This window comes from Croceibacterium aestuarii (assembly GCF_030657335.1).
GTDB classification, from domain to species: Bacteria; Pseudomonadota; Alphaproteobacteria; order Sphingomonadales; family Sphingomonadaceae; genus Croceibacterium_B; species Croceibacterium_B aestuarii.
In genome coordinates this window covers 2336245-2358144 of sequence record NZ_CP131039.1, presented here as the reverse complement: position 1 = coordinate 2358144, position 21900 = coordinate 2336245, and the positions used below count along the sequence as shown (strand labels likewise).

Below are 21900 nucleotides of genomic sequence, written 5' to 3'. Positions count from 1 at the left end.
GATAACCGGTTTGCAAATTTCGGCGCACCTCGGCAGAGGCAAGCGCGCGCAACGTTCCGGCCGCCAGGCCCCCGTTTCCGACAGGAGAGAATACCCATGGTTCGCAAGTCCAGTCATGCCCTTCGCCGACGCCTCGCCTCGCCCTTGACGCTGGCGCTTGCCCTCGCCGCGGGCGGCGTGCTCGGCGGCGCCGCGCTGAGCGCGCCGGCCTATGCCAAGGCCAAGAAGGACAAGGAGAAGTCGAACGAGGATAAGAACTCGAAGGCCTTCGCCGAAGCTTACGAACCCTATGCCGCGATCGTGAACGCCGAAACCGGCGACTTTGCCGCCGCGAAGGCGATGATCCCGGCCGTCTCGGCGACGGTCGAGACCGATCAGGACCGCTATGTGATGGGCAACTCGCTGGTCGCGCTGGGCGGCAAGCTCAAGGATACCGGAGTCCAGAAGCAGGGCCTCGAGATGATCCTTGCCAGCGGCAAGGCGCCGGCCGAGCAGCTCGGTCTCTACAACTACTATCTCGCCCGCTTTGCGGTTGCCGACAAGGATTGGGTCAAGGCGCGGCAGTACTACCAGGCCTCGGTCGACGCGGGCTACACCGATGGGCTGCCCGACGTCCTGCTCGCCGACACCTACTTCAACAACAACGAGGTACCGCAGGGCCTGACCTACCTGTCCGGCTTGCTCGACAAGCGCACTGCGGCCGGACAGAAGAACGACGAATCTTGGATCCTGCGCGGTCTGAAGGTCGCGCTCGACGCCAAGATGACCGATGCGGTGTACGAATATGCCAAGCGCCTGGTGGCCAACGACGCCACCCCGAAGAACTGGCAGATCGCCTTGCAGACGGTCCAGCAGGTCGGTCAGCTCGATCCGCAAGCCTCGCTCGACCTCCTGCGGCTGATGCGGGCGACCGGTTCGATGAAAGAACCCTACGAGTTCAAGGAATACGTGACGACTGCATCCCAGAGCGGCCTTCCGGCGGAAGTCGTCTCGGTGCTCGGGGAAGGCAAGCAGGCCGGCGTCTTCCAGGCCGACGACGCCTTCTACAAGGATAACCTGGCCGAGGCCGAACCGCGCGCCGCGGGCGATCGCAAGGACGTGCCCGCGTCGGTGGGCGAAGCCCGCTCTGCGGCAACCGGCAAGACCGCGCTGGGCAACGCCAACGCGTTCCTCTCGTTCGGCGATTACGCTGCGGCCGAGGACATGTTCAAGACGGCGCTCGACAAGGGCGTGAACGACCGTCAGCAGGCGCTGCTGCGGCTTGGCATGGCCCAGGTCCTGCAGGGCAAGTACGACGAAGGCACCGCCACGCTGGGCCAGGTCGCCGGCGGCAGCGCGCCCGTCGCGCAGATGTGGATGACCTACGCCGCGACGAAGAAATCGGCCGGCGCCTGAGCCGGACGGTCAGTGACACGGGCGGCGCGGGGACTTCGGTTCCCGCGCCGTTTTCGTGCCTGCGTCAGACGTTGAACTTGAACAGCATCACGTCGCCGTCCTGGACGAGGTATTCCTTGCCCTCCTGGCGCAGCTTGCCGGCTTCGCGCGCGGCGCTTTCGCCGCCCAGCGCGACGAAGTCGTCGTAGGCGATGGTCTCGGCGCGGATGAAGCCGCGTTCGAAATCGGTATGGATCTCGCCCGCGGCCTGCGGCGCCTTGGCCCCGGCGGGGAAGGTCCAGGCGCGCGCTTCCTTGGGCCCGACGGTGAAGAACGTCTTGAGGCCCAGCAGCTTGTAGCCGGCCTTGATGACCCGGCTGAGGCCGCTTTCGCTCAGCCCCAGGTCGGCAAGGTACTCGGCCCGCTCCTCGAGCGGCATGGCGACGAGTTCGCTCTCGATGGCCGCGGACACGACGACCGCTTCGGCGCCCTCTGCGGCCGCCTTTTCGAACACCTTGGCCGTCATCTCGTTGCCGTTCGCCGCGTCTTCTTCGGCAACGTTGCAGACGTAGAGCACCGGCTTGGCCGTGAGCAGCTGCGCCTGGGCGAAGACCCGCTCTTCCTCGATGTCCTTCGGCTCGGTCAGCCGCGCCGGCTTGCCTTCGCGCAGCAGTTCGAGCGCCTGGCCGAGCACGCTGACCATCAGCTTGGCCTCTTTGTCATTGCCCGAGGTGGCGCGCTTCTGCGCTGCGGGAACGCGCTTTTCGAGGCTTTCGAGGTCGGCCAGCATCAGTTCGGTCTCGACCACCTCGGCATCGGCGATCGGGTCGACCTTGTTGGCGACATGCTGGATGTCGTCGTCCTCGAAACAGCGCAGCACGTGGACGATCGCGTCGACCTCGCGGATGTTGCCGAGGAACTGGTTACCCAAACCTTCGCCCTTGCTCGCGCCCTTCACCAGTCCGGCGATGTCGACGAAGGCGAGCTGGGTCGGCACGATCTTGGCCGACTTGCCGATCGCCGCGATCCGGTCGAGCCGCTCGTCGGGCACGGCGACCTGGCCGACGTTCGGCTCGATGGTGCAGAACGGATAGTTCGCCGCCTGCGCCGCCTGCGTCTCGGTAAGCGCATTGAACAGCGTCGACTTGCCGACGTTCGGCAGCCCGACGATCCCGCAACGGAAACCCATGAATTACTCCGGAGATGAACTTGTGCCGGCCCGATAGGCCCTGAGCGGAGCAATTGCTAGGTCGGGTGGCGCTTTGGACTGCCGATAGGCGCGGGCGCTTGGGTGAACGGGCTCGTTCGTGATAGATTTGGCCTGTGGCAGATACTTCGCATGGAGGGCCCCATGAAAATCCTCAGGACCATCACCGCCTTCGTTCCCGCGCTGGTTCTCGGCACGATGGCGTGCTCGCAGCCGACGCGTTCGCAACAGCCCGACGGCGTCGCGCGCGCGGCGGGTGGCCACATGGGTTGGGGGCGCTGGGGTGGAGGTCAGATGTGGCATATGGGCCCCGGGTGGGACGGCGCCGGCCCGATGCCGCGGCATCACGTTGCGATGATGTGGGGCATCCCCGAACCCTACGCCTCGATGACCAACCCGCTGCCCCGATCGCAGGCGACGGTCGATCGCGGCGCGGCGGTCTATGCCGCCAACTGCCAGTCCTGCCATGGCGAGAAAGGCTATGGCGACGGTGAGGCCGGCCGCGGCCTCTCGCCGCCGCCCGGCAACCTGGCGTGGCTGTCGGACATGCCGATGGCCCGGTGGGACCCGTTCATCTACTGGACCGTCGCCGAGGGCGGGAGCCAGTTCGGCACCGCGATGCCGGCGTTCAAGGACACGCTTTCCGCGGACAAGATTTGGGCCGTCGCCGCCTACATCCAGGCGCATCTGCCGGCATCGAAGGCGGGCGAGGGAGATTGACCGCGTCCCCCGCGGCGGCAACCGATCAGGTACCCTGTCCCCCCAGCCACCGGGCGAAGACGCGTACGGGCTGCGGGTCCCAGCCGAGCTTCTCGTAAGCAGCCGCGTCGGGATTGCCGTCCCGCACCATGAGTTCGACTTTCGGGCATCCCAGCGCGGCCAGCCACGCCTCGCATGCCGTCAGCAGCCGGCGAGCGAGGCCTTGCTTTCGGTGCCCCGGGGCAACGGCGAGGTAATACACCCAGCCGCGGTGCCCGTCGTAGCCGGTCATCGCGCTGGCGACGATCTGGCTGTCCATCTCGACCACGAAAACGGTGCTGCCGTCGAACCCGAGCGCGCGGGCGAGATCGGCGGCGGCATCGTTCCACGGCCGCGTCAGGCCGCAGGCTTCCCACAGCGCGACCAGCGCCGGCGCGTCTGCCGCATCCGCTTGCCTGAGCCTCGTCATCCCGGCCTCATGCCCCTTCGCGCCGGCGATTGCCAGATTGCGTCGGATCAGTGGCCGACCGTGCCCAGCGTGGTGAACGGCTGCTCGAACTCGCCGAAGCGGTCGACCATCGTCGCGCTCGCCTCGTTGAGGCCGATCACGCTGACCGCCTTGCCGCTCCGGTCGAGCCGGGCGACGATCTTGTCGAGGATGCCGGTGGCCGAGATGTCCCAGAAGTGCGCGTGGGTCAGGTCGATGACGACCAGCGGCGCGTCGTCGTCATAGCGGATCTCGCGCTCGACGCGGTCGACCGAGGCGAAGAACACCTGTCCGACGACGCGATAGGTCCGCGTCCGTCCGTCTTCCGACAGGCTCGTGGTGACGTCCATCAGGCGCCGCACCTTGTAGGCGAAGAAGATGCCCGAAAGCAGCACGCCGACCAGCACGCCCTGCGCCAGGTCGTGCGTCCACACGACGACGAACACGGTTGCCAGCATGACGACCGTGGAGGGCCAGGGATGATGCCGGATGTTGCGGATCGAGCCCCAGGCGAAGGTGCCGATCGAGACCATGATCATGACGGCAACGAGTGCCGGCATCGGCACGCGCGCGACCCAGGGCCCGAGCACCACGCACAGGATCAGCAGGGCGACACCCGCCACCAGCGTCGAGAGCCGCGTTCGGCCGCCCGACTTCACGTTGATCACCGACTGGCCGATCATCGCGCAGCCGCCCATGCCGCCGAGCAGGCCGGTGACGAAATTCGCGACGCCCTGTCCGCCGACCTCGCGCTTTTTGTCGCTGCCGCTGTCGGTCAGGTCGTCGACGATCTGCGCGGTGAGCAGCGATTCCAGCAGGCCGACCGCCGCCATTGTCAGCGAGTAGGGAGCGATGATGCGCAAGGTCTGCCATGTCAGCGGCACCTCGGGCCAGGCGAACGTGGGAAGGGTGGATGGCAATTCGCCCATCTGCCCCACGGTATGGACGTCGAGCTCGAGTCCGATCGAGACAATCGAGAGCACGATGATGGCGACGAGCGGCGAGGGGATGGCCGTCGTCAGGCGGGGCAAGAGGTAGATGATGGCCAGGCCGCCGGCGACCAGCGCGTAGGTAACCGGCGTCACGCCGATCAGCTGCGGCAGTTGCGCCATGAAGATCAAGATCGCGAGCGCATTGACGAAGCCGGTCACGACCGACCGCGAAACGAAGCGCATCAGCAGATCGAGACGCAGGATTGCGGCGACGACCTGGAACACACCCATCAACAGGGTCGCGGCGAACAGGTATTCGACCCCGTAATCGCGCACCAGAGGGACGACCACGACGGCAACGGCCGCCGTCGCGGCAGAGATCATCGCCGGGCGCCCGCCGGTGAAGGCGATGATCGTGGCGATCGAGAAGGAGGCATAGAGCCCGACGCTCGGGTCGACCCCGGCGATCAATGCGAAGCCGATCGCCTCGGGGATGAGCGCAAGCGCGACGACGAGACCGGCAAGCACGTCGCTCCGGGGGTTCGACAGCCAGTGCCGCCGGAACTGGGAAGTGGGGTTCATGGAAAGTCTATCGCAACATATGACAGGTCGCAGGACCGGCAGCCTGAGGCGCGGTGGGCGGCGACTTGCCATCGATTGTCCGGGGGATAGGCGCCCGGCCGAGCCACCCGCATGGCGCGAGTCCGATTTAGTGACCCGCGCTAGAGGCGAATGCCATCCTTCGCAAGCGCAGCATTCCCGCCGCTACGCCGCCGCTCAGCCTCGCTGCCGCAGCGCCACATCGCTCATGAACCGCGCATCGTCCCCTTTGGCGAGCCACTCCGCCTCGGCGGAAACTGCACCGAGCATGTCGGCCAGGCCGTCCATCTCGGCCTTGGCGTAGTTGCCCAGAACATAGCCGTGGACCCGGTCCTTGTGGCCGGGATGGCCGATGCCGAGGCGTACGCGGCGGAAATCGGGGCCGACATGCTGGTCGATGCTGCGCAGGCCGTTGTGCCCGGCGAGTCCGCCGCCGGTGCGGACCTTGACCTTGAATGGGGCGAGGTCGAGCTCGTCGTGGAACACCGTGAGCGCCTCGACGCCCAGCTTGTAGAATCGCAGCGCCTCGCCGACCGAGCGGCCGCTCTGGTTCATGAAGGTTGCGGGTTTGAGCAGCAGGATCTTCTCGCCGCCGATGCGCCCTTCCTGAAGCCAGCCCTGGAATTTCTTCTGCACGGGGGCGAAGCCGTGCATGTCGGCGATGACGTCGAGCGCCATGAAGCCGACATTGTGCCGCTGCATCGCATGCTGCGGACCGGGATTTCCAAGACCTGCCCAGAGTTGCATGGGCGCCCCTTATCCAAGCCGCGCGCAAATGAAAACGCCGGCCCCTCGCGGGACCGGCGTTTCTGTATTCGGCAAGAACGCGATTACTCGCTCTTGGCTTCCTGTTCGTCGGCCGCGTCGTCGTCCGGACCCTGTTCGGTCGCGGCCGGCGCACCGGCGGGCACTTCTTCGCCCTCGGCCGCTTCGCCTTCGGCTCGCTTCATCGCCGACGGGGCGACGAGCGTGGCGATGGTGAAGTCGCGATCGGTGATCGCGCTTTCCGCGCCGGCGGGCAGGGTGACGTTCGAAATGTGGATCGAATCGCCCACCTCGAGGCCGGTCACGTCGAGCGAGATCTCGTCGGGAATCTTGTCGGAGTCGCAGACCAGCTCGAGCTCGTGCCGCACGACGTTGAGCACGCCGCCCTTCTTGAGGCCGGGGCTGGCTTCTTCGTTGATGAATATCACCGGCACGGCGACCTGGATCTTGGCGTCCTTCGCCAGGCGCAGGAAGTCGGCATGAATCGGGCGGTCGTTAACCGGGTGCAGAGCAACGTCCTTGGGCAGGGTGCGCACCATCTTGCCGCCGATGTCGATCATCACGATGGAATTCATGAAGTGGCCGGTGCCGAGTTGCCGGACCAGTTCCTTCGCCTCGATATGAATCGGGGTGGGTTCTTCCTTGCCGCCATAGATCACGGCGGGGACACGGCCATTTCGGCGCAGTTCACGGGAGGCTCCCTTGCCAGCCCGTTCGCGCGCTTCGGCCGGCAGGGTCAGAGCTTCGCTCATCGCAAATACCTTTCGAATTGCATTGGGTTTGCCGCCACGCCTCCAGGGATGACCATAGCGGAAGGCGCGCCCCTAGGCGAAAGGGAGCGGGGACGCAAGGCCTTCCCTACTGGATGCGCCGGACCTCGTAGCCAGCCTGTTCGAGCAGAGACGGCACCGAGTCCTTGCCGAAAAGGTGCGCGGTGCCGACCGCGACAAACGGCTTCTCGCCGCTGGCGATTTTCGCGGCAATGGCGGGCGTCCAGCGCTTGTTGCGGTAGACCTGCAGCGCCAGCCGCAGTTCCGGGTCGCCGAGAATCGCTGCGCTGTCGCGTTCGAGCGCGGGAAGATCGCCCTTCAGCCAATGCTTGACCTGTTGGTCCTGGCCGCTCGAATCGTGGGCCAGCGCGACCAGCAGGTCGGCCTGTTCGGCAGGGGGGAGGGTGTCGAAGGCGCCGTATTGCAGCTCGTAGGTCTCGAGTCCGACGACCCGCGGGGCCGCGGCGATGAGCTCGCGATCGGGACTTTGCGTCGCACCCGAAGATCGCGCGCGATTCGCGATGACCAGCGCGGCGGCCCAGGTTTCCATGTCGGAGAAGTCGTCGTCCTCGACGTCGGCGCGGTCGAGGAAGTTCGCGAGCTCGGCGCGATCTTTCGGCGCGACACGCTGCGACAGGACCGGCAGCCCCGCGCTGCGCGAAAGGCGCGCGAAGACGCCGGCGGAGCGGGCGGTGTCGGCAAGATCGGCGATTTCGACGACCAGGACCCCGGCATTGCCGAGCGCCTTGTCGAACGCGGGCGTGCGCCAGACCACGTCCTCGGGCAGCGTGTGCATCGTGCCGAACAGCCAGCCGCGGTGCCCCTTGGGGCCGGTCACCTCCCACATCGCGGGCTTGGCCTCGGGCCAGTCATGCTCGGGTTCGCCGCAACCGGTGAGCAGTGCGGTCGCGGCCAGCGCGAGCAGCCACCGGCGTATCACTTGCGGACCCGCGTAACCCGGATTCCGCGCTTCTGCAGCATGTCCTGCACGCTGCCCTTGCCCGCGAGGTGCCCGGCGCCGACCGCGACGAAGACCGTCCCGGGCTGCTCCATGCGCCGACTGATCCAGTCCGCCCAGTGGGCGTTGCGCCGGGTCAGCAGGCGGTCGTAGAGCACCGGGTCGTCGAGCTCCTCGTTCATCACCCGGGCCAGGCCGCGGGCATCGCCCTTCAGCCACTTGTCGACCATCACCTTGAGCTGGTCGGCCGCCTGGCCGGTGGATTCGACCGTCTGGTCGAGGAAGGTCAGCTGCGCATCCACCGGCAGCTTGTCGAAGATGTCGATCTGGTCGTTGACGTTTTCGAGCGCTTCGAGCTTCTTGCCCTCGGCCTTTTCCGCCAGTTCCGTCTCGGCCCCGCTCTGCGGGTCGAAACCTTTCTGCATCACCGGCAGCAGCGACAGGGTCATGGCGGCGTACCACGGTTCGTACTTGTCCATCGCATCGACGGGCAGGCCGAGCGAGACCAGCGCCTCCTCGTACTGCGCGCGGTTGTCCGGCGTCATCAGGTCGCGCAGGCTCTCGCCGGCGGGCAATTCCGCACGCTTGAGGATCGCCGCGGCGTCGCCGGCAGAATCCCCGAGCTTGATCTCGGTGACCAGCTCGTCCGATGACCGATAAGCCTGCTCGATCGGCCCGCCGTACCACGCGGTGTCCTTGCTCAGCGCGTGGACGGTGCCGAACAGGTAGATCGTGGTGTCCTTGTCGGCCACCTTCCACATCGCCGGGGCGACATAGTGCGGGTCGGGCGCATAGAGGTTCGTCGCGCAGCCGGGCAGGGCCAGCGCGAGGCCGGTGGCGAGCACAGTCGCGGCGAGTTTGCGAAGCGAAAACATCGGTGCGGAGGCGATCCCTGTCGATTTCGTCCTATCTAGAGCACGTATCGCCGTTCGGGTAGAGGGTGTGTCGCGGTTCGCTCCGCTCCGCGACTGTTTTGCCGCAGGTGGTCAGCTCGCGCTCTCGACGAAATCGTACTCGTGCTGCGCATCGAGCACGCGCAGAATGCGCTTGCCGTCCTTCTCGCCGATGACGAAGGCGCTGCCGAGCAGGCCCGGGGTGGTCAGCACGATCGAGTCCGTGCCGTCATCGTTGTGTCGCGTGCCGATGCTCGACTTGCCGCTGGTGAAGGTGGCCCAGGCTTTGCCGTCTTCGCGCGTGATCAGCAGCGGCCCCAATTCGGGATTCTCGTAGCGCGGCGCAAGCCGCGCCAAGACTTCCGGGTCGCCGTTCTCTTCGATATTGGCGAACGCCTTGGCGCGCGCCGCCTCGCCCAGCTTCACCGCCGCGGCGAGGGTCTCCGCCGCCTCGGCCTTGCCGTCGTAGAGCACTTCGAGAAGCTTGCGCTGGAACAGGCCGAGCAGTGTCTGCCCGGTGTCGGAATTGGTCAGCAGCACCGCGCCGACGCCGTCTTCCGGGATGAACCAGAAATCGCTCTTGTAGCCGAGCAGGCTGCCGCCGTGGTCGAAGATCGACTTGCCCTTCGAGGCGTTCTCCATCAGCCCCATGCCGTACCAGGCGTCCTCGCCGATCGGGACGCTGTGCGCGCGGCGCTTGAGCAGGTTGGCGGCGGAGACGAAGGTCGATCCGTCGGCTTTCTTCCCCTCGCGCAGTTCGTTGAGCGTGTAGAGCGCCATGTCGTGCGCAGTCGACCACGCGCCGCCCGCCGGGCGATAGGGCCGGACCATATAGTCCCACTCGATCGGCACCGGCTTGATGGGGCCGCCGAAGCCGCGCGCGTAGGGTTGCGCCCAGTTGGCGGCCATCGCTTCGGCATAGTCGAATGTGGTGTGATCCATGCCGAGCGGCTCGAAGATGCGCTCTTCCATCGCCCGGTCGAACGCCGCGCCGAGCTCCATCTGCGGATAGAGGATGTGCCCGCCGATGTAGCCCGCGGCGCTCGCCATCAGGTTGTTGTACTGGAACACCTCGCCAAAGCCGCTGGTCGGCTGGGTCGCGGCTAGCTGGGCGAAGGTGTCGCTCGCTGGGGTCGTCGCACCGGTGTTGAAGACGAACTGCATGTCCTTGCGCGGCAGGCCGGTGCAGGCGCAGATCAGGTGCTCGATGAGCACCTTGTCGGTCGTCTCCTGGCTGCCGAGCCGGAACGCGGGATAGACTTCGGTCACCTTCTGGTCCCACTTCAGCCTGCCCTCGTCGACCAGCGTCGCCAGCAGCAGAGTCGCCATGCCTTTGGTGTTGCTGGCGATCATGAAACTGGTGTCCTTGTCGACCGGCGCGTCGGACCCCACGGCGCGGACCCCGAGCCCGCCTTCCCAGACGATGCGGTCGTCCTGAATTAGCGCGAGGCCGGCGCCGGGCACCTCGAGCTGCTGCATCGCCTCCTCGAGGAAGCCGGTCAGCTCGGCGATACGTGCCGACGTGAGGGCATTGGCCGGCTTGCCGGCGAAGGTTTCTTTCTGGAAGTCGGCCGGTCTGATGCTCGCTGCGCTCTGGTTCAGCTGGGCGGCGCGCTTGGCCACCGTCGCGACGGCGCCGCGCAGCAAGACGACGTTCCAGCGATCGCCCTTGCGCGCGGCCGAGGCCTGGAGGACCAGTTGCTCGGCGGGCGAGGTCTCGTAGGCGGCGGCCCCGATATAGTCCCATCCCTCGCGCGGCGGCGGCTCCTGCAGCAGGTAGATCGGCCGGTCGAAGCTCGGGTCGAACTTCGCCCAGGCCTGCGCTATCGCGTCGCGCGCATCCTTGGGATCGTCCACCCCGACGAGAGCGAAGGTGGCATCGCCCTCCGGCGCGGTGAAGATCAGCATCCCATCGCGCTCCTCATGCGTCCAGCCAGGCACCGGCAGCAGCTGCGCGCCCCAGTCGGTGACGATGACGGCGGGCGCCTCGGCCTCCTGCGCGAGAACGGCGACGGGCGCGGCGGCGAGCGCCAGCGAGGCGGCAAGTGCGGCGATGCGTTTCATGACGGTCTCCCCTGAGTGTCTGATTGTGCCAGCAGCGCGGTCGCTTCAGCAAGCGCCTTCGTCGATCAGGAATATCTCTTCGACGGTCGACTCGAACAGCCGGGCGATGCGGATCGCGACGGGGAGGGATGGGTCGTATTTGTCGCGCTCGATTGCGTTGATCGCCTGCCGCGAGAGGCCGACGCGTTCGCCGAGGTCGGCCTGCGACCAGTCGCGCTCGGCGCGCAGGACCTTGAGGCGGTTCCTCACTTGAGCCCCCGGATACGGAAGGTGAAGTAGCCGACACCCCAGCCCAGCAGGCCTATCGCGAGCATGTCGTTGCCGCGCAGGTCACGCAGGCCGACGGCGTCGCGGATGAAATCGAGCGCCCAGGGGACACTGGCAAGCAGCATGGTGAACATGCCGACCATCGCCCCTGTGGCGAGCAACTGGTAGAGATAGTCTTCCGAACAGCGCCGGTCGAGGCGGCTGCGAGAGGCGAGCAACCAGGCGAGGAGCGCAGCGCCCAGCGCGATTGCGGTCCACTCGAACCACGGATTGGCCGAGGGTACGATCGTCGTCTCCGCCCGGAATCCGGAATGGAGCAGGATCGCCGCACCGATGGCGATCCACGAGGCCATCATCACGTCGGCGGTTGTAGTGGTCATCCGGCGCAGGGGAAAGCCGTGCTTGTTGGCTTGGGACATGAGAAACTCCGTCACGACTCACTGACGTTGTGTCAGGTATACATGACTATATGTCGCGAGTCGCTGACTATGTCAATATCACCTTACATAAAGACAGTCCTGCTTGCTTCCCCCGCGCGGCATTGACGCTGCCGGGGTCGTGCTGCAAAGCGCCGCGCCATGACGCGACCCGCCGCCCTGAGCTTCCAGGACATGATCCTCGCGCTCCACGCCTACTGGAGCGAGCGCGGCTGCCTGATCCTGCAGCCCTACGACATGCGCATGGGCGCGGGCACGTTTCACACCGCCACCACGCTGCGCGCGCTCGGGCCCGAGCCGTGGAACGCCGCCTTCGTCCAGCCGAGCCGCCGCCCGACCGACGGGCGCTACGGCGAAAACCCCAACCGGCTGCAGCACTATTACCAGTACCAGGTGATCCTCAAGCCGAGCCCGCCCGACCTGCAGGAACTCTATCTCAAGAGCCTCGAGGTGATCGGCATCGATCCCCTGAAGCACGATATCCGCTTCGTCGAAGACGACTGGGAAAGCCCCACGCTGGGCGCTTGGGGGCTGGGCTGGGAAGTCTGGTGCGATGGAATGGAGGTGACCCAGTTCACCTATTTCCAGCAGATGGGCGGGTTCGACTGCCGCCCGGTCGCCGGCGAGCTGACCTACGGGCTCGAGCGCCTCGCAATGTACATCCAGGGCGTCGACAGTGTCTACGACCTCGACTTCGACGGCCGCGGCTACACCTACGGGCAGGTGTTCCTCGAAAACGAGAAGCAGATGTCGAAGTGGAACTTCGAGGTCGCCGACACCGACGCGCTGTTCGACCTGTTCAACAAGGCCGAGGCCGAATGCCGCAACGCGCTCGCCCACGACGTGCCGATCGCCGCCTACGAGCAGGCGGTCGAGGCCAGCCACGTGTTCAACCTGCTGCAGGCGCGCGGCGTGATCAGCGTGCAGGAGCGCGCCAGCTACATGGGCCGCGTCCGCGACCTCGCGCGCGGCAGTTGCGAAGCCTACATGGCCAAGGAGAAGGACCGCTGGGCCGCGGAATACCCGGAGTGGTCGGCGTCATGACTTCAACCTTCGTCATTCCCGCGCAGGCGGGAATCCAGTCTGGCCATGGCGCAACCTCGCCCTGGTTCCCCGCCGCCGCGGGGATGACGAGGGGAGGACGCCAGAATGGCTGATTTCCTCCTCGAATTGCGCTGCGAGGAAATCCCCGCGCGGATGCAGGCCGGCGCGCGCGCCGATCTCGAAAAGCTGTTCCGCGCCGAGATGGAAGCCGCGGGCGTAACACCGGGCGAGATCACCGTGTGGTCGACCCCGCGCCGCCTCGCCCTGATCGCCCGCGATCTTCCGCAAGCCACCGAAGCGGTCAGCGAGGAAGCCAAGGGCCCGCCCGAAGATGCGCCCGACGCGGCGATCGACGGCTTCTGCCGCAAGGCCGGCGTCGCCCGCGACCAGCTCGAAGTGCGCGACGTCAAGGGCCGCAATACCTACTTCGCGGTGATCGAAAAGCCGGGCCGGACGGTGCGCGACGTGCTCGCCGAAGCCATCCCCGCCATCGTCCGCGCCTTCCCCTGGCCCAAGTCGATGCGCTGGGGCGAGGCGTCGATCTCGACCGAAAGTCTGCGCTGGGTCAGGCCCTTGTCGGGCATTGTTGCCATTCTGGATGAAGAGCTGGTGGCGTGCGAAGTCGGCGGCGTGGCCAGCGGGTTCGCCACGATGGGCCACCGCTTCCACCGTGACGGGCCGATCACCATCGGCTCGGCCGGCGACTATGCCGAGAAGCTGCGCGCCTGCCACGTGATCGTCGACCACGAGGAACGGCAGGACCTGATCCGCTCCGCCGCCGCGAAAGCCGCCGCCGACGCCGGCCTTGCGCTGGTCGAGGACGAGGGGCTGGTGATCGAGAACGCCGGCCTCACCGAATGGCCGGTGCCACTGCTCGGCCGCTTCGACGAGGCCTTCCTCGACGTCCCGCCCGAGGTCATCCAGCTCACCGCGCGGGTCAATCAGAAGTACTTCGTGTGCGAAGTTCCTCCCCGATCCGGGGAGGATGCGCGCCTCGCCAACGCCTTCGTCTGCACCGCCAACATCGCCGCCGAGGACGGCGGCGTCGCGATCGTCGACGGCAACCGCAAGGTCCTCGCCGCGCGGCTCAGCGATGCGCGCTTCTTCTGGGAGCAGGACCGCAAGGTGCCGCTGGCCGAACAGGCGAAGAAGCTCGAACGCATCACCTTCCACGAGAAGCTCGGTACCGTCGCCGACAAGGTCGAGCGCGTCGCCAAGCTGGCCCGCTGGCTGGTTGAAGAAGGGATCGTGAAGCCCTCCCTTCGTCATTCCCGCGAAGGCGGGAATCCAGTTTCCGACAATGGTGGCTCCGCGCTGGATCCCCGCCTTCGCGGGGATGACGAGGATGTGGCGAAGCTCGCCGACCCCGTTCGACTTGCAGATTGGGCCGAACAGGCCGCCCGCCTCGCCAAGGCCGATCTCGTCACCGAGATGGTCGGCGAGTTTCCCGAGCTGCAGGGCCTGATGGGCGGCTACTACGCGCGGAGCCAGGGCCTGCCCGACGAAGTCGCCGACGCCATCCGCGATCACTACAAGCCGGTCGGCCAGGGCGACGAAGTCCCCACCGCCCCGGTGACGGTGGCGGTGAGCCTCGCGGACAAACTGGATACGCTTGTCAGCTTTTTCGAGATTGGTGAGTTTCCTACAGGATCAAAAGATCCCTTCGCGCTCCGGCGAGCAGCCATTGCAATTTTAAGACTGATTGAGAAAAATGGAATCAGGGCTGGGCTTTACGAAATCATCGAGCAGATCGCCCCAGAGAGAATCTCTGATGAGAAAAACAACATATACTCTGGTGTTTTCGCGTTCCTTGTAGACCGCCTCAAAGTCCAGCAGCGCGAAGCCGGCGTCCGCCACGACCTGATCGACGCCGTCTTCGCGCTCGGGAACGAAGACGACCTCGTGCGGCTTCTTGCTCGTGTGAACGCCCTGCAGTTCTTCATGGAAAGCGAAGACGGCGCCAATCTGCTCGCCGCCTACAAGCGCGCCTCGAACATCCTCAAGAAAGAGGACTGGCACGGCGCCGAGGGCGAGATCGCTCGCACCGGCGAGGAGGACCCGCTGGCGCTGGTCGACGATCCCGACATGAAGGCGGTGATCGATGCCAAGATGCGCGAGCGGCATGCGAAAAAACTTTCCTACACGCCCGAACCTGCGGAACAGTCGCTGATCGACGCGCTCGATTCGGCCGAGCCCAGGGCACAGGCTGCCATCGAGGCGGAGGATTTCGCGGCGGCGATGACCGCACTGGCTTCGCTGCGTGCGCCGATCGACCGGTTCTTCGAGGAAGTCACGGTGAATGCCGATGAAGAAAACAAGCGCTGCGCCCGGCTCGACCTGCTTGCACGCTTTCGTGCTGCAGTGCACAACGTGGCCGACTTTGCGCGGATCGAAGGCTGATTTTCGCTCCCGTTCCCGCGGATGTGTCACCCGCGGATTTTGAGCGGAAAACGAGCTAAATCAGGTATTTGGATGGACCGGCTCAGGGTGACAGGGTGTAATTTGTGTCAACCGGGCCGCAAGAGGGAATTTCGATGAAGACGGTCTACACCTTCGGCGGCGGCGCCACCCACGACGATGCGCGGGCGAGGGACAAGACGGTCACCGGGGGCAAGGGCGCCAACCTCGCCGAGATGGCCGGTATCGGCCTGCCGGTGCCGCCCGGATTCACCATCACCGCCGAAGAGTGCGTCCGCTACCTGCGCGATGGCGGCGATTTCTCCCCCGAGTTGCGCGAGGCGGTGACCGAGGCCCTGGTCCATGTCGAACGAACCGCCGGCAAGACGTTCGGCGAGGCCTCCGACCCGCTGCTCGTCTCGGTCCGCTCGGGCGCGCGGGTTTCGATGCCGGGGATGATGGATACCGTGCTCAACCTCGGCCTCAACGACGAGACCGTGGCCGGGCTGGCCGCTACCAGCGGCGACGAGCGCTTCGCCTGGGACAGCTACCGCCGCTTCATCCAGATGTACTCCGACGTCGTCCTCGGCCTCGACCATGGGCTGTTCGAGGAAGCGCTCGAGATCGTCAAGGAAGACAACGGCTACTTCAACGACACCGAACTGACCGCCGAAAATCTCCAGGCGCTGGTCGCGCAGTACAAGCAGATCGTTGCCGACGAGCTCGGCCGCGACTTCCCGCAGGACGTCCACGAGCAGCTCTGGGGCGCGATCCGCGCGGTGTTCGACAGCTGGGATTCGGACCGCGCCAAGGTCTACCGCCGGCTCAACGACATCCCCGCCGACTGGGGCACCGCGGTCAACGTCCAGGCCATGGTGTTCGGCAACATGGGCGAGACCAGCGCCACCGGCGTCGCGTTCACCCGCGACCCGGCGACCGGCGAGAAGGCCTATTACGGGGAGTGGCTGGTCAACGCCCAGGGCGAGGACGTCGTCGCCGGCATTCGCACCCCGCAGTACCTGACCCGCGCCGCGCGCGAGCGCGCCGGGGCCTCCGCGCCGTCGATGGAAGAGGCCATGCCCGAGGCTTATGCCGAGCTGGCCGCGGTCTTCGACCTGCTCGAAAAGCACTACAAGGACATGCAGGACATCGAGTTCACGGTCGAGCGCGGCAAGCTGTGGATGCTGCAGACCCGCACCGGCAAGCGCACCGCCAAGGCGGCGCTCAAGATGGCGGTCGACATGGCGGATGAAGGGCTCATCGACGAGACCACCGCCATCCTGCGGGTCGACCCGATGGCCCTCGACCAGCTGCTCCACCCGACGCTCGATCCCGATGCGCCGCGCGACGTGCTCGGCAAGGGGCTGCCGGCCAGCCCGGGTGCGGCGAGCGGCAAGATCGTGCTCGATGCCGATACGGCCGAAAGCTGGTCCGGGCGCGGCGACAAGGTCGTGCTGGTCCGCGTCGAGACGAGCCCCGAGGACATCCACGGTATGCACGCCGCCCAGGGCATCCTGACCGCGCGCGGCGGCATGACCAGCCACGCCGCGGTCGTCGCGCGCGGCATGGGCCGCCCGTGCGTCTCCGGCGCATCGGGCGTCTCGATCGACATCAAGGCGCGCACCCTGAAGATCGGCGCCCGCGAATTTGCCGAAGGCGACGTCATTACCCTCGACGGCGCGACCGGCGAGATCATGGCCGGCGAGGTCCCGACGATCCAGCCCGAGCTGGCCGGCGACTTCGGCACCCTGATGGAATGGGCCGACAAGTACCGGCGCATGAAGGTGCGCACCAACGCCGAGACTCCGGCCGACTGCCGCATGGCGCGCCGCTTCGGGGCCGAGGGCATCGGCCTCGCGCGCACAGAGCACATGTTCTTCGACGGGGCGCGGATCGGCGCGGTGCGGCAGATGATTCTCGCCGACGACGAGGCCGGCCGGCGCAAGGCGCTCGAACGGCTGCTGCCCGAACAGCGCAGCGATTTCGTCGAGATCTTCACCACCATGGCCGGCCTGCCGTGCACCATCCGCCTGCTCGACCCGCCGCTGCACGAGTTCCTGCCGCATTCGGACGAGGAGTTCGAGGAAGTCGCCGACGCCGCCGGGATCGGTGTCGACCACCTCAAGCGCCGGGCGGCCGAGCTGCACGAATTCAACCCGATGCTCGGCCACCGCGGTTGCCGCCTCGGCATCACCTACCCGGAGATCTACGAGATGCAGGCCCGGGCGATCTTCGAGGCGGCCTGCGAGGTCACCCTTCGACAGGCTCAGGGTGCGCGGGGTGGGGATGAAGAATCGGGTTCCGCTCGTCCTGAGCCTGTCGAAGGTCTTGGAGCGGTCGTGCCCGAGGTGATGATCCCGCTGGTCGGCACGCGCAAGGAACTGGCGCTGCTCAAGCAGGTAGTCGACGAGACCGCCAGGACGGTATTCGAGGAAAAGGGCGTCACGCTCGACTATCTCGTCGGCACGATGATCGAGCTTCCCCGCGCCGCGCTCATGGCTGGGGCGATTGCCGAAGAGGCGATGTTCTTCTCGTTCGGCACCAACGACCTGACCCAGACCACGCTCGGCGTGAGCCGCGACGATTCGGCCAATTTCCTCGCCGTCTACGTCGACAAGGGCATCTACGCCCGCGACCCGTTCGTCAGCCTCGATATCGAAGGTGTCGGGCAGCTGGTCGAGATCGCCGCCGAGCGGGGCAGGGCGACCCGGCCCGAGCTCAAGCTCGGCATCTGCGGCGAGCACGGCGGCGATCCGGCGAGCATCGCCTTCTGCGAGAAGGTCGGCCTCGATTACGTCAGCGCCAGCCCCTACCGCGTGCCGATTGCGCGGCTCGCGGCAGCGCAGGCGGCGCTCAGGGGCTGATGGTGTGACTGTCCTTCGACAAGCTCAGGACGAATGGAGGTAGGAAAACGTCCATAACGACATCCGTTCGTGCTGAGCCTGTCGAAGCACGCGCGCGTTACGTCCCCTGCAAGGATCGCCGCCCGCTGAGGGTCAGGATCCCGAAGTTCTCGACCACCCGGCCATCGGGCCGGGCAGCGGCGAGGAAGGCTTCGCGTGCCCGCTCGAGCCCGGCGCGGGTCAACGGCGGAGCCGGCGAAGCGAGGACCGAGCCAAGGCCCTGGTCGCGCAGGTCCGAGACCAGCTTGTCGAGCGAGCGGTAGGAGACCTTGAGAGTGCGCGAATCGACCACGGGGTCGCTCCACGCGGCGCGCTGGAGGAGTTGGGCGGCGGCGCGTACGTCGACCATCGGGTGCATCCGCGCCGCCGGCCGCTCGCCGTCGGCAGCCAGCATCGCCGCGCGCAGGTTGGCCAGGCTCCCGGCGCCGAGGAACTGGACGATGACCCGCCCGCCGGGGGCGAGGGCGTTGCGCAGGTGGATCAGCGCGCCGGGCAGGTCGTTGACCGTACCGAGCGTGCCGAGACCGGCGATGAGGTCGAACCCGCCGCCGGGGTAGGGGAGCTCTTCGTCGAGCTCGTCGATGCCGCACCACATGACCTCGTGGCCCTGCGCCACCAGCTCGGGCGTCAGCGCGCCGGTCCAGTCGCCGATCACCAGCGCCTCGCCGGGTTCCTGGCGGACGAAGGCGAGGCGCTCGAGCAGGTCGGCGATCATGTCGTCGATCACGAACCGCGCCGCGCCCTCGTTGCGCTGTCGCGCCTCGAGCCGGCGCTGCGCGGCGAGGCGGCGGCTGCGGGCGAAGATGCGCGGCGGGGCAGACGACATGGCGCGGCCCTGCCGCGTGCGCGCCGCCGGTGCAAGCCCGCTTGCCGCCGCCCCGGAAGGGAGGCAGCATGCACGTCATGCTACGCGCCGCGCTCGCCCCGGTCGTCGACCTCGTCTACCCGCCGCGCTGTCCCCTGTGCGGCGCGGGGCTGGCGGCGCAGGGCGGTCTGTGCGCCGAGTGCTGGGGCGAGCTCGTCATCCCGGGCGAACCGTGCTGCGCAAGCTGCCAGCGCCCGTTCGGCGCCGGGCTGTCCTCCGGCGCGATCTGTCTTCCCTGCCTCGGCGATCCGCCCAGGCACGACGGGATTGCCGCCGGGACGCTCTACAACGACGCCTCGCGCAAGCTCGTGCTCGCTTTCAAGCACGGCCGCCGGATCGCCCTGGCACAATTGCTCGCCGGGCTGATGGCCGCGCGACTTCCTGCGCTCGAGGGCGAGTGGCTCGTGGTCCCCGTGCCGCTCCATCGTGGACGGTTATGGCGCCGCGGGTACAATCAGTCGGCGCTGCTCGCCGCGGAATTGGCCAAGCGGACCGGGGCGACGCTGCTGGTAGACGCGCTCGTTCGGCGCAAGCCCACTCCCACGCTCGGCGGTCTCGGCCGCAAGGCGCGTGCCCGGGCGCTGTCGGGGGCGATTGCGGTCAACCGACAACGCGCGGCCGCACTCGGCAACGGCCGGGTTCTGCTGGTCGACGACGTCATGACGAGCGGCGCGACGAGCAACGCCTGTGTCTCGGTGCTCAAGCGCGCAGGGGCGGAGAAAGTGGTGATCGCCTGCTTCGCCCGAGTGCTCGACGAAGCGCTCGATCACGCCGGATAGCAAAACGCCCGGGGTTTGCCCCCGGGCGTTCGCGTGACGAAAATCGCTGGAAAGTCGGCATCGCCCCCAATTCCGGACGCCGCAATCCAAACCCTCACAAAATCGGTCCGATTTCGGTCCCGATCCCTCCCATACCTTGGCGCGTTTCCGGCGCTGCCGGTCTGGTTTGCGGCTCGTCCGAACCGCTGTACCGTTCATTCCATCGAAAGGTTGACAGCGGAAGCCACTTGGCTTCTGGGCGTGGATTTTGCTCATCGTCTGTGGTTATCGTGCAACAAGCGGGCACTGCCACCGGCGTCGCGCGCAACCTTGTGAAAGGACAACTTATCTCCGAGCTTGAGACCGGCACGGCGTTTATGCCGAAATTCGACGCAGCAGGGCTGCTGAGCGCCGTGGTACAGCACGCCGAATCCGGCGAGATCCTGATGCTCGCGTTCATGGATTCGGAGGCGATCGAGAAGACCCGCGAGACGGGCCTAGCGCACTTTCATTCGCGCAGCCGCGGCACGCTGTGGCTCAAGGGCGAGACTTCGGGCAACGTGCTGCGCGTGAAGAAGATCCTCGTCGACTGCGATCAGGATGCCCTAGTAATAAAGGCCCTGCCGGACGGCCCCACTTGCCATACCGGCGCGCGGAGCTGCTTCTACCGCGTGCTCGACGGCGACTCGCTGACGCCGGTCGGAGAAGACTTATGACCCCGTGGGAGCCGCCTCTGCGCGACACGTTGTTCGTGCTGAATGACCTGCTTGATCTGGCGGGCAATGAGCAACTGCCGCAGCTTGCCGCGCTGGACCGCGACATGATCGAGGCCATAGTCACCGAGGCCGGGCGGTTCTGCGCCGATGTCGTCGCCCCGCTCAATCCAGTCGCCGACCGGGAAGGCTGCACCCGCCACGACGATGGCACCGTCACCACGCCGAGCGGCTTTCGCGCTGCTTACGAGCAGCTCGTCACGGCAGGGTGGGTGACGCTGGCCCAGCCTGAGGAGTACGGCGGGCAGGGCATGCCCCACGCACTGCTCGCGGTGCTGGAAGAATACCTCAATTCGGCCTGTGCCGGATTCATGATGTACCCCGGCATCCTGCCCGGCGCGGTCAGCACGGTGCAGGCGACCGGAACCGACCACCTCAAGGATGCGTACCTGCCGAAGATGGTCAGCGGCGAATGGTTGGCGACCATGGCACTGACCGAGGCGCATGCCGGAACCGACTTGGGCCTCATGCGGACCAAAGCGGTCCCGCGAGGCAATGGCACTTATGCTCTGAGCGGACAGAAGATTTTCATTTCCGGCGGCGAGCACGACCTCACGGACAACATCATCCACCTCGTGCTCGCCCGGGTTCCCGATGCGCCGGCAGGCTCGCGCGGGATTTCGCTGTTCCTCGTACCCAAGATCCTGCCCGACGGGGAGCGCAACACGCTCTCGTGCGGCGCGATCGAGCATAAGATGGGGCTGAGCGGCAGTGCCACCTGCGTGATGGACTTCGACGAGGCGACCGGCTGGTTGCTCGGCGAGGAAAACCTCGGGCTGGCCGGCATGTTCATCATGATGAACGCCGCGCGGCTCGGAGTCGGCATCCAGGGTCTCGCCCATGCCGAGAATGCGTACCAGAAGGCCGCGGCTTATGCGCTCGACCGCCGTCAGGGGCGGGCAGCGGGCGAGCGGACCGATCCCGATGCGGCGGCCGACCCGCTGATCGTCCATCCCGACGTGCGGCGCATGCTGATGGATGCACGCGCGTTTACCGAGGGTTTCCGCGCTCTGGCGGCGTTCACCGCGCTGCAGATCGACCTGTCGCATGGGCTCGAGGATAAGGCCGCGCGCAAGGCGGCCGACGCGTTCGCCTCGTTCCTCACGCCGGTGATCAAGGCCTTCGGCAGCGACCGCGGGTTCGAGACCGCGGTGACGATGCAACAAGTCTTCGGAGGACACGGCTACGTCAAGGAATGGGGCATGGAGCAGATCGTCCGCGATGCCCGGATCTGTTCGATATACGAAGGCGCCAACGGCGTGCAGGCGCTCGACCTGGTCGGGCGCAAGCTGGCCAGGGACGGGGGGCAAGTCTGCGAATCCTTTCTCGCACTCGTCGAGGGAGCCTGCGAGGACGCCGACGAGGAGCTGCGGTGGATTTCGGGTCCGCTGCGCGAGGGCGTTCACGAGGCGCGCGATGTTGCGCACTTCCTGCTGCACGAGGCGCAAAGCGATCCCGATGCCCTGGGCGCCGGGTCCTACCCTTTCCTGCAGATCATAGGAATCGTCGCGATAGGCTGGATGTGGCTGCGCATGGCGGCGATCGCCGCCGATCGGTCGGACGATCCCTTCATGGCCGCCAAGCTGGCGACCGCACGGCACTACGCCGGAAGCGCGTTGCCGCAGTGCGGGGCGCTGAGGCGCAAGGTCGAGGCGGGTGCAGAAGTGCTTATGGCGCTGACACCGGAGCAGTTCCTCCGTAGCTGAC

Annotated in this window: 19 protein-coding genes and 1 other annotated feature; of the genes, 8 read left to right on the top strand and 11 right to left on the bottom strand. The window is 66.9% G+C overall.

The window, feature by feature from the left end; genetic code table 11:
* Positions 1-96 precede the first annotated feature (96 nt).
* Complete coding sequence (locus Q7I88_RS11685; protein WP_305096092.1) at positions 97-1395, top strand: YfgM family protein; 1299 nt, start codon at positions 97-99, stop codon at positions 1393-1395.
* 64 nt (positions 1396-1459) lie between these two features.
* Here the strand turns inward: Q7I88_RS11685 and ychF are convergent, their stop codons facing one another.
* Positions 1460-2563, bottom strand: coding sequence for a redox-regulated ATPase YchF (gene ychF, locus Q7I88_RS11680; protein WP_305096091.1), 1104 nt, complete (start codon positions 2561-2563; stop codon positions 1460-1462).
* 162 nt (positions 2564-2725) lie between these two features.
* On the opposite strand from ychF, the gene Q7I88_RS11675 reads away from it, so the two are divergent.
* Positions 2726-3301, top strand: a complete 576-nt coding sequence (locus Q7I88_RS11675) for a c-type cytochrome (protein WP_305096090.1) — start codon at positions 2726-2728, stop codon at positions 3299-3301.
* A gap of 25 nt (positions 3302-3326) precedes the next feature.
* On the opposite strand, the gene Q7I88_RS11670 is transcribed toward Q7I88_RS11675, so the two are convergent.
* From Q7I88_RS11670 to Q7I88_RS11630, 9 genes are all read right to left on the bottom strand, one after another.
* A complete protein-coding gene (locus tag Q7I88_RS11670; RefSeq protein WP_439648390.1) occupies positions 3327-3785 on the bottom strand; it encodes a GNAT family acetyltransferase in 459 nt (152 codons plus the stop codon).
* 11 nt (positions 3786-3796) lie between these two features.
* Positions 3797-5281, bottom strand: a complete 1485-nt coding sequence (locus Q7I88_RS11665; protein ID WP_305096088.1) for a SulP family inorganic anion transporter — start codon at positions 5279-5281, stop codon at positions 3797-3799.
* A 73-nt stretch (positions 5282-5354) separates the two neighbouring features.
* Positions 5355-5408, bottom strand: a sequence feature (sul1 is cis-regulatory element that is thought to sense ions involved in sulfur or methionine metabolism; They are found in Alphaproteobacteria).
* Positions 5409-5476: 68 nt separating this feature from the next.
* Positions 5477-6046 (bottom strand): aminoacyl-tRNA hydrolase, encoded by a 570-nt coding sequence (pth, locus tag Q7I88_RS11660; protein ID WP_305096087.1) that lies wholly within the window; start codon positions 6044-6046, stop codon positions 5477-5479.
* An 83-nt stretch (positions 6047-6129) separates the two neighbouring features.
* Positions 6130-6816 (bottom strand): 50S ribosomal protein L25/general stress protein Ctc, encoded by a 687-nt coding sequence (locus Q7I88_RS11655; RefSeq protein WP_305096086.1) that lies wholly within the window; start codon positions 6814-6816, stop codon positions 6130-6132.
* Positions 6817-6922: 106 nt separating this feature from the next.
* Positions 6923-7774, bottom strand: coding sequence for a TraB/GumN family protein (locus Q7I88_RS11650; protein ID WP_305096085.1), 852 nt, complete (start codon positions 7772-7774; stop codon positions 6923-6925).
* Positions 7771-8667, bottom strand: a complete 897-nt coding sequence (locus tag Q7I88_RS11645; protein WP_305096084.1) for a TraB/GumN family protein — start codon at positions 8665-8667, stop codon at positions 7771-7773. Before Q7I88_RS11645 ends, Q7I88_RS11650 begins: the two co-directional genes overlap by 4 nt.
* Positions 8668-8778: 111 nt before the next feature.
* The gene (locus Q7I88_RS11640) at positions 8779-10749 is read right to left on the bottom strand and encodes a serine hydrolase domain-containing protein (RefSeq protein ID WP_305096083.1); all 1971 of its coding nucleotides are present in this window, start codon (positions 10747-10749) and stop codon (positions 8779-8781) included.
* A 45-nt stretch (positions 10750-10794) separates the two neighbouring features.
* Positions 10795-10998 (bottom strand): helix-turn-helix transcriptional regulator, encoded by a 204-nt coding sequence (locus Q7I88_RS11635; protein WP_305096082.1) that lies wholly within the window; start codon positions 10996-10998, stop codon positions 10795-10797.
* Positions 10995-11435, bottom strand: a complete 441-nt coding sequence (locus Q7I88_RS11630; RefSeq protein ID WP_305096081.1) for a hypothetical protein — start codon at positions 11433-11435, stop codon at positions 10995-10997. Before Q7I88_RS11630 ends, Q7I88_RS11635 begins: the two co-directional genes overlap by 4 nt.
* Before the next feature lie 159 nt (positions 11436-11594).
* On the opposite strand from Q7I88_RS11630, the gene Q7I88_RS11625 reads away from it, so the two are divergent.
* The 3 genes from Q7I88_RS11625 to ppdK all read left to right on the top strand — a co-directional run bounded on the left by Q7I88_RS11625 (position 11595) and on the right by ppdK (position 17758).
* Positions 11595-12497, top strand: coding sequence for a glycine--tRNA ligase subunit alpha (locus Q7I88_RS11625; RefSeq protein ID WP_305096080.1), 903 nt, complete (start codon positions 11595-11597; stop codon positions 12495-12497).
* A gap of 105 nt (positions 12498-12602) precedes the next feature.
* Complete coding sequence (gene glyS, locus Q7I88_RS11620; RefSeq protein WP_305096079.1) at positions 12603-14897, top strand: glycine--tRNA ligase subunit beta; 2295 nt, start codon at positions 12603-12605, stop codon at positions 14895-14897.
* A gap of 134 nt (positions 14898-15031) precedes the next feature.
* Positions 15032-17758, top strand: coding sequence for a pyruvate, phosphate dikinase (gene ppdK, locus Q7I88_RS11615; RefSeq protein ID WP_305096078.1), 2727 nt, complete (start codon positions 15032-15034; stop codon positions 17756-17758).
* Positions 17759-17855: 97 nt separating this feature from the next.
* On the opposite strand, the gene Q7I88_RS11610 is transcribed toward ppdK, so the two are convergent.
* Entirely contained in the window at positions 17856-18623 is a 768-nt protein-coding gene (locus tag Q7I88_RS11610) for a methyltransferase domain-containing protein (RefSeq protein WP_305096077.1), read from the bottom strand.
* Positions 18624-18691: 68 nt separating this feature from the next.
* On the opposite strand from Q7I88_RS11610, the gene Q7I88_RS11605 reads away from it, so the two are divergent.
* From Q7I88_RS11605 to Q7I88_RS11595, 3 genes are all read left to right on the top strand, one after another.
* Positions 18692-19441 carry a ComF family protein gene (locus Q7I88_RS11605; RefSeq protein WP_305096076.1) on the top strand — a complete coding sequence of 250 codons (750 nt, stop codon included), beginning with the start codon at positions 18692-18694 and terminating at the stop codon, positions 19439-19441.
* Between the two features lie 356 nt (positions 19442-19797).
* Positions 19798-20136: a phosphoribosyl-AMP cyclohydrolase gene (gene hisI / locus Q7I88_RS11600; protein WP_305098601.1), complete on the top strand. Its 339-nt coding sequence runs from the start codon at positions 19798-19800 to the stop codon at positions 20134-20136.
* Positions 20133-21899: an acyl-CoA dehydrogenase C-terminal domain-containing protein gene (locus tag Q7I88_RS11595; protein ID WP_305096075.1), complete on the top strand. Its 1767-nt coding sequence runs from the start codon at positions 20133-20135 to the stop codon at positions 21897-21899. The genes hisI and Q7I88_RS11595 overlap by 4 nt, the downstream gene beginning before the upstream one ends.
* The last annotated feature ends 1 nt before the right edge of the window (position 21900 follow it).

Coding starts and splice junctions, on each gene's coding strand:
- Q7I88_RS11685 (WP_305096092.1), top strand. CDS start 97: ATGGTTCGCAAGTCCAGTCATGCCCTTCGCCGACGCCTCGCCTCGCCC.
- ychF (WP_305096091.1), bottom strand. CDS start 2,563: ATGGGTTTCCGTTGCGGGATCGTCGGGCTGCCGAACGTCGGCAAGTCG.
- Q7I88_RS11675 (WP_305096090.1), top strand. CDS start 2,726: ATGAAAATCCTCAGGACCATCACCGCCTTCGTTCCCGCGCTGGTTCTC.
- Q7I88_RS11665 (WP_305096088.1), bottom strand. CDS start 5,281: ATGAACCCCACTTCCCAGTTCCGGCGGCACTGGCTGTCGAACCCCCGG.
- pth (WP_305096087.1), bottom strand. CDS start 6,046: ATGCAACTCTGGGCAGGTCTTGGAAATCCCGGTCCGCAGCATGCGATG.
- Q7I88_RS11655 (WP_305096086.1), bottom strand. CDS start 6,816: ATGAGCGAAGCTCTGACCCTGCCGGCCGAAGCGCGCGAACGGGCTGGC.
- Q7I88_RS11645 (WP_305096084.1), bottom strand. CDS start 8,667: ATGTTTTCGCTTCGCAAACTCGCCGCGACTGTGCTCGCCACCGGCCTC.
- Q7I88_RS11640 (WP_305096083.1), bottom strand. CDS start 10,749: ATGAAACGCATCGCCGCACTTGCCGCCTCGCTGGCGCTCGCCGCCGCG.
- Q7I88_RS11630 (WP_305096081.1), bottom strand. CDS start 11,435: ATGTCCCAAGCCAACAAGCACGGCTTTCCCCTGCGCCGGATGACCACT.
- Q7I88_RS11625 (WP_305096080.1), top strand. CDS start 11,595: ATGACGCGACCCGCCGCCCTGAGCTTCCAGGACATGATCCTCGCGCTC.
- glyS (WP_305096079.1), top strand. CDS start 12,603: ATGGCTGATTTCCTCCTCGAATTGCGCTGCGAGGAAATCCCCGCGCGG.
- ppdK (WP_305096078.1), top strand. CDS start 15,032: ATGAAGACGGTCTACACCTTCGGCGGCGGCGCCACCCACGACGATGCG.
- Q7I88_RS11610 (WP_305096077.1), bottom strand. CDS start 18,623: ATGTCGTCTGCCCCGCCGCGCATCTTCGCCCGCAGCCGCCGCCTCGCC.
- Q7I88_RS11605 (WP_305096076.1), top strand. CDS start 18,692: ATGCACGTCATGCTACGCGCCGCGCTCGCCCCGGTCGTCGACCTCGTC.
- hisI (WP_305098601.1), top strand. CDS start 19,798: ATGCCGAAATTCGACGCAGCAGGGCTGCTGAGCGCCGTGGTACAGCAC.
- Q7I88_RS11595 (WP_305096075.1), top strand. CDS start 20,133: ATGACCCCGTGGGAGCCGCCTCTGCGCGACACGTTGTTCGTGCTGAAT.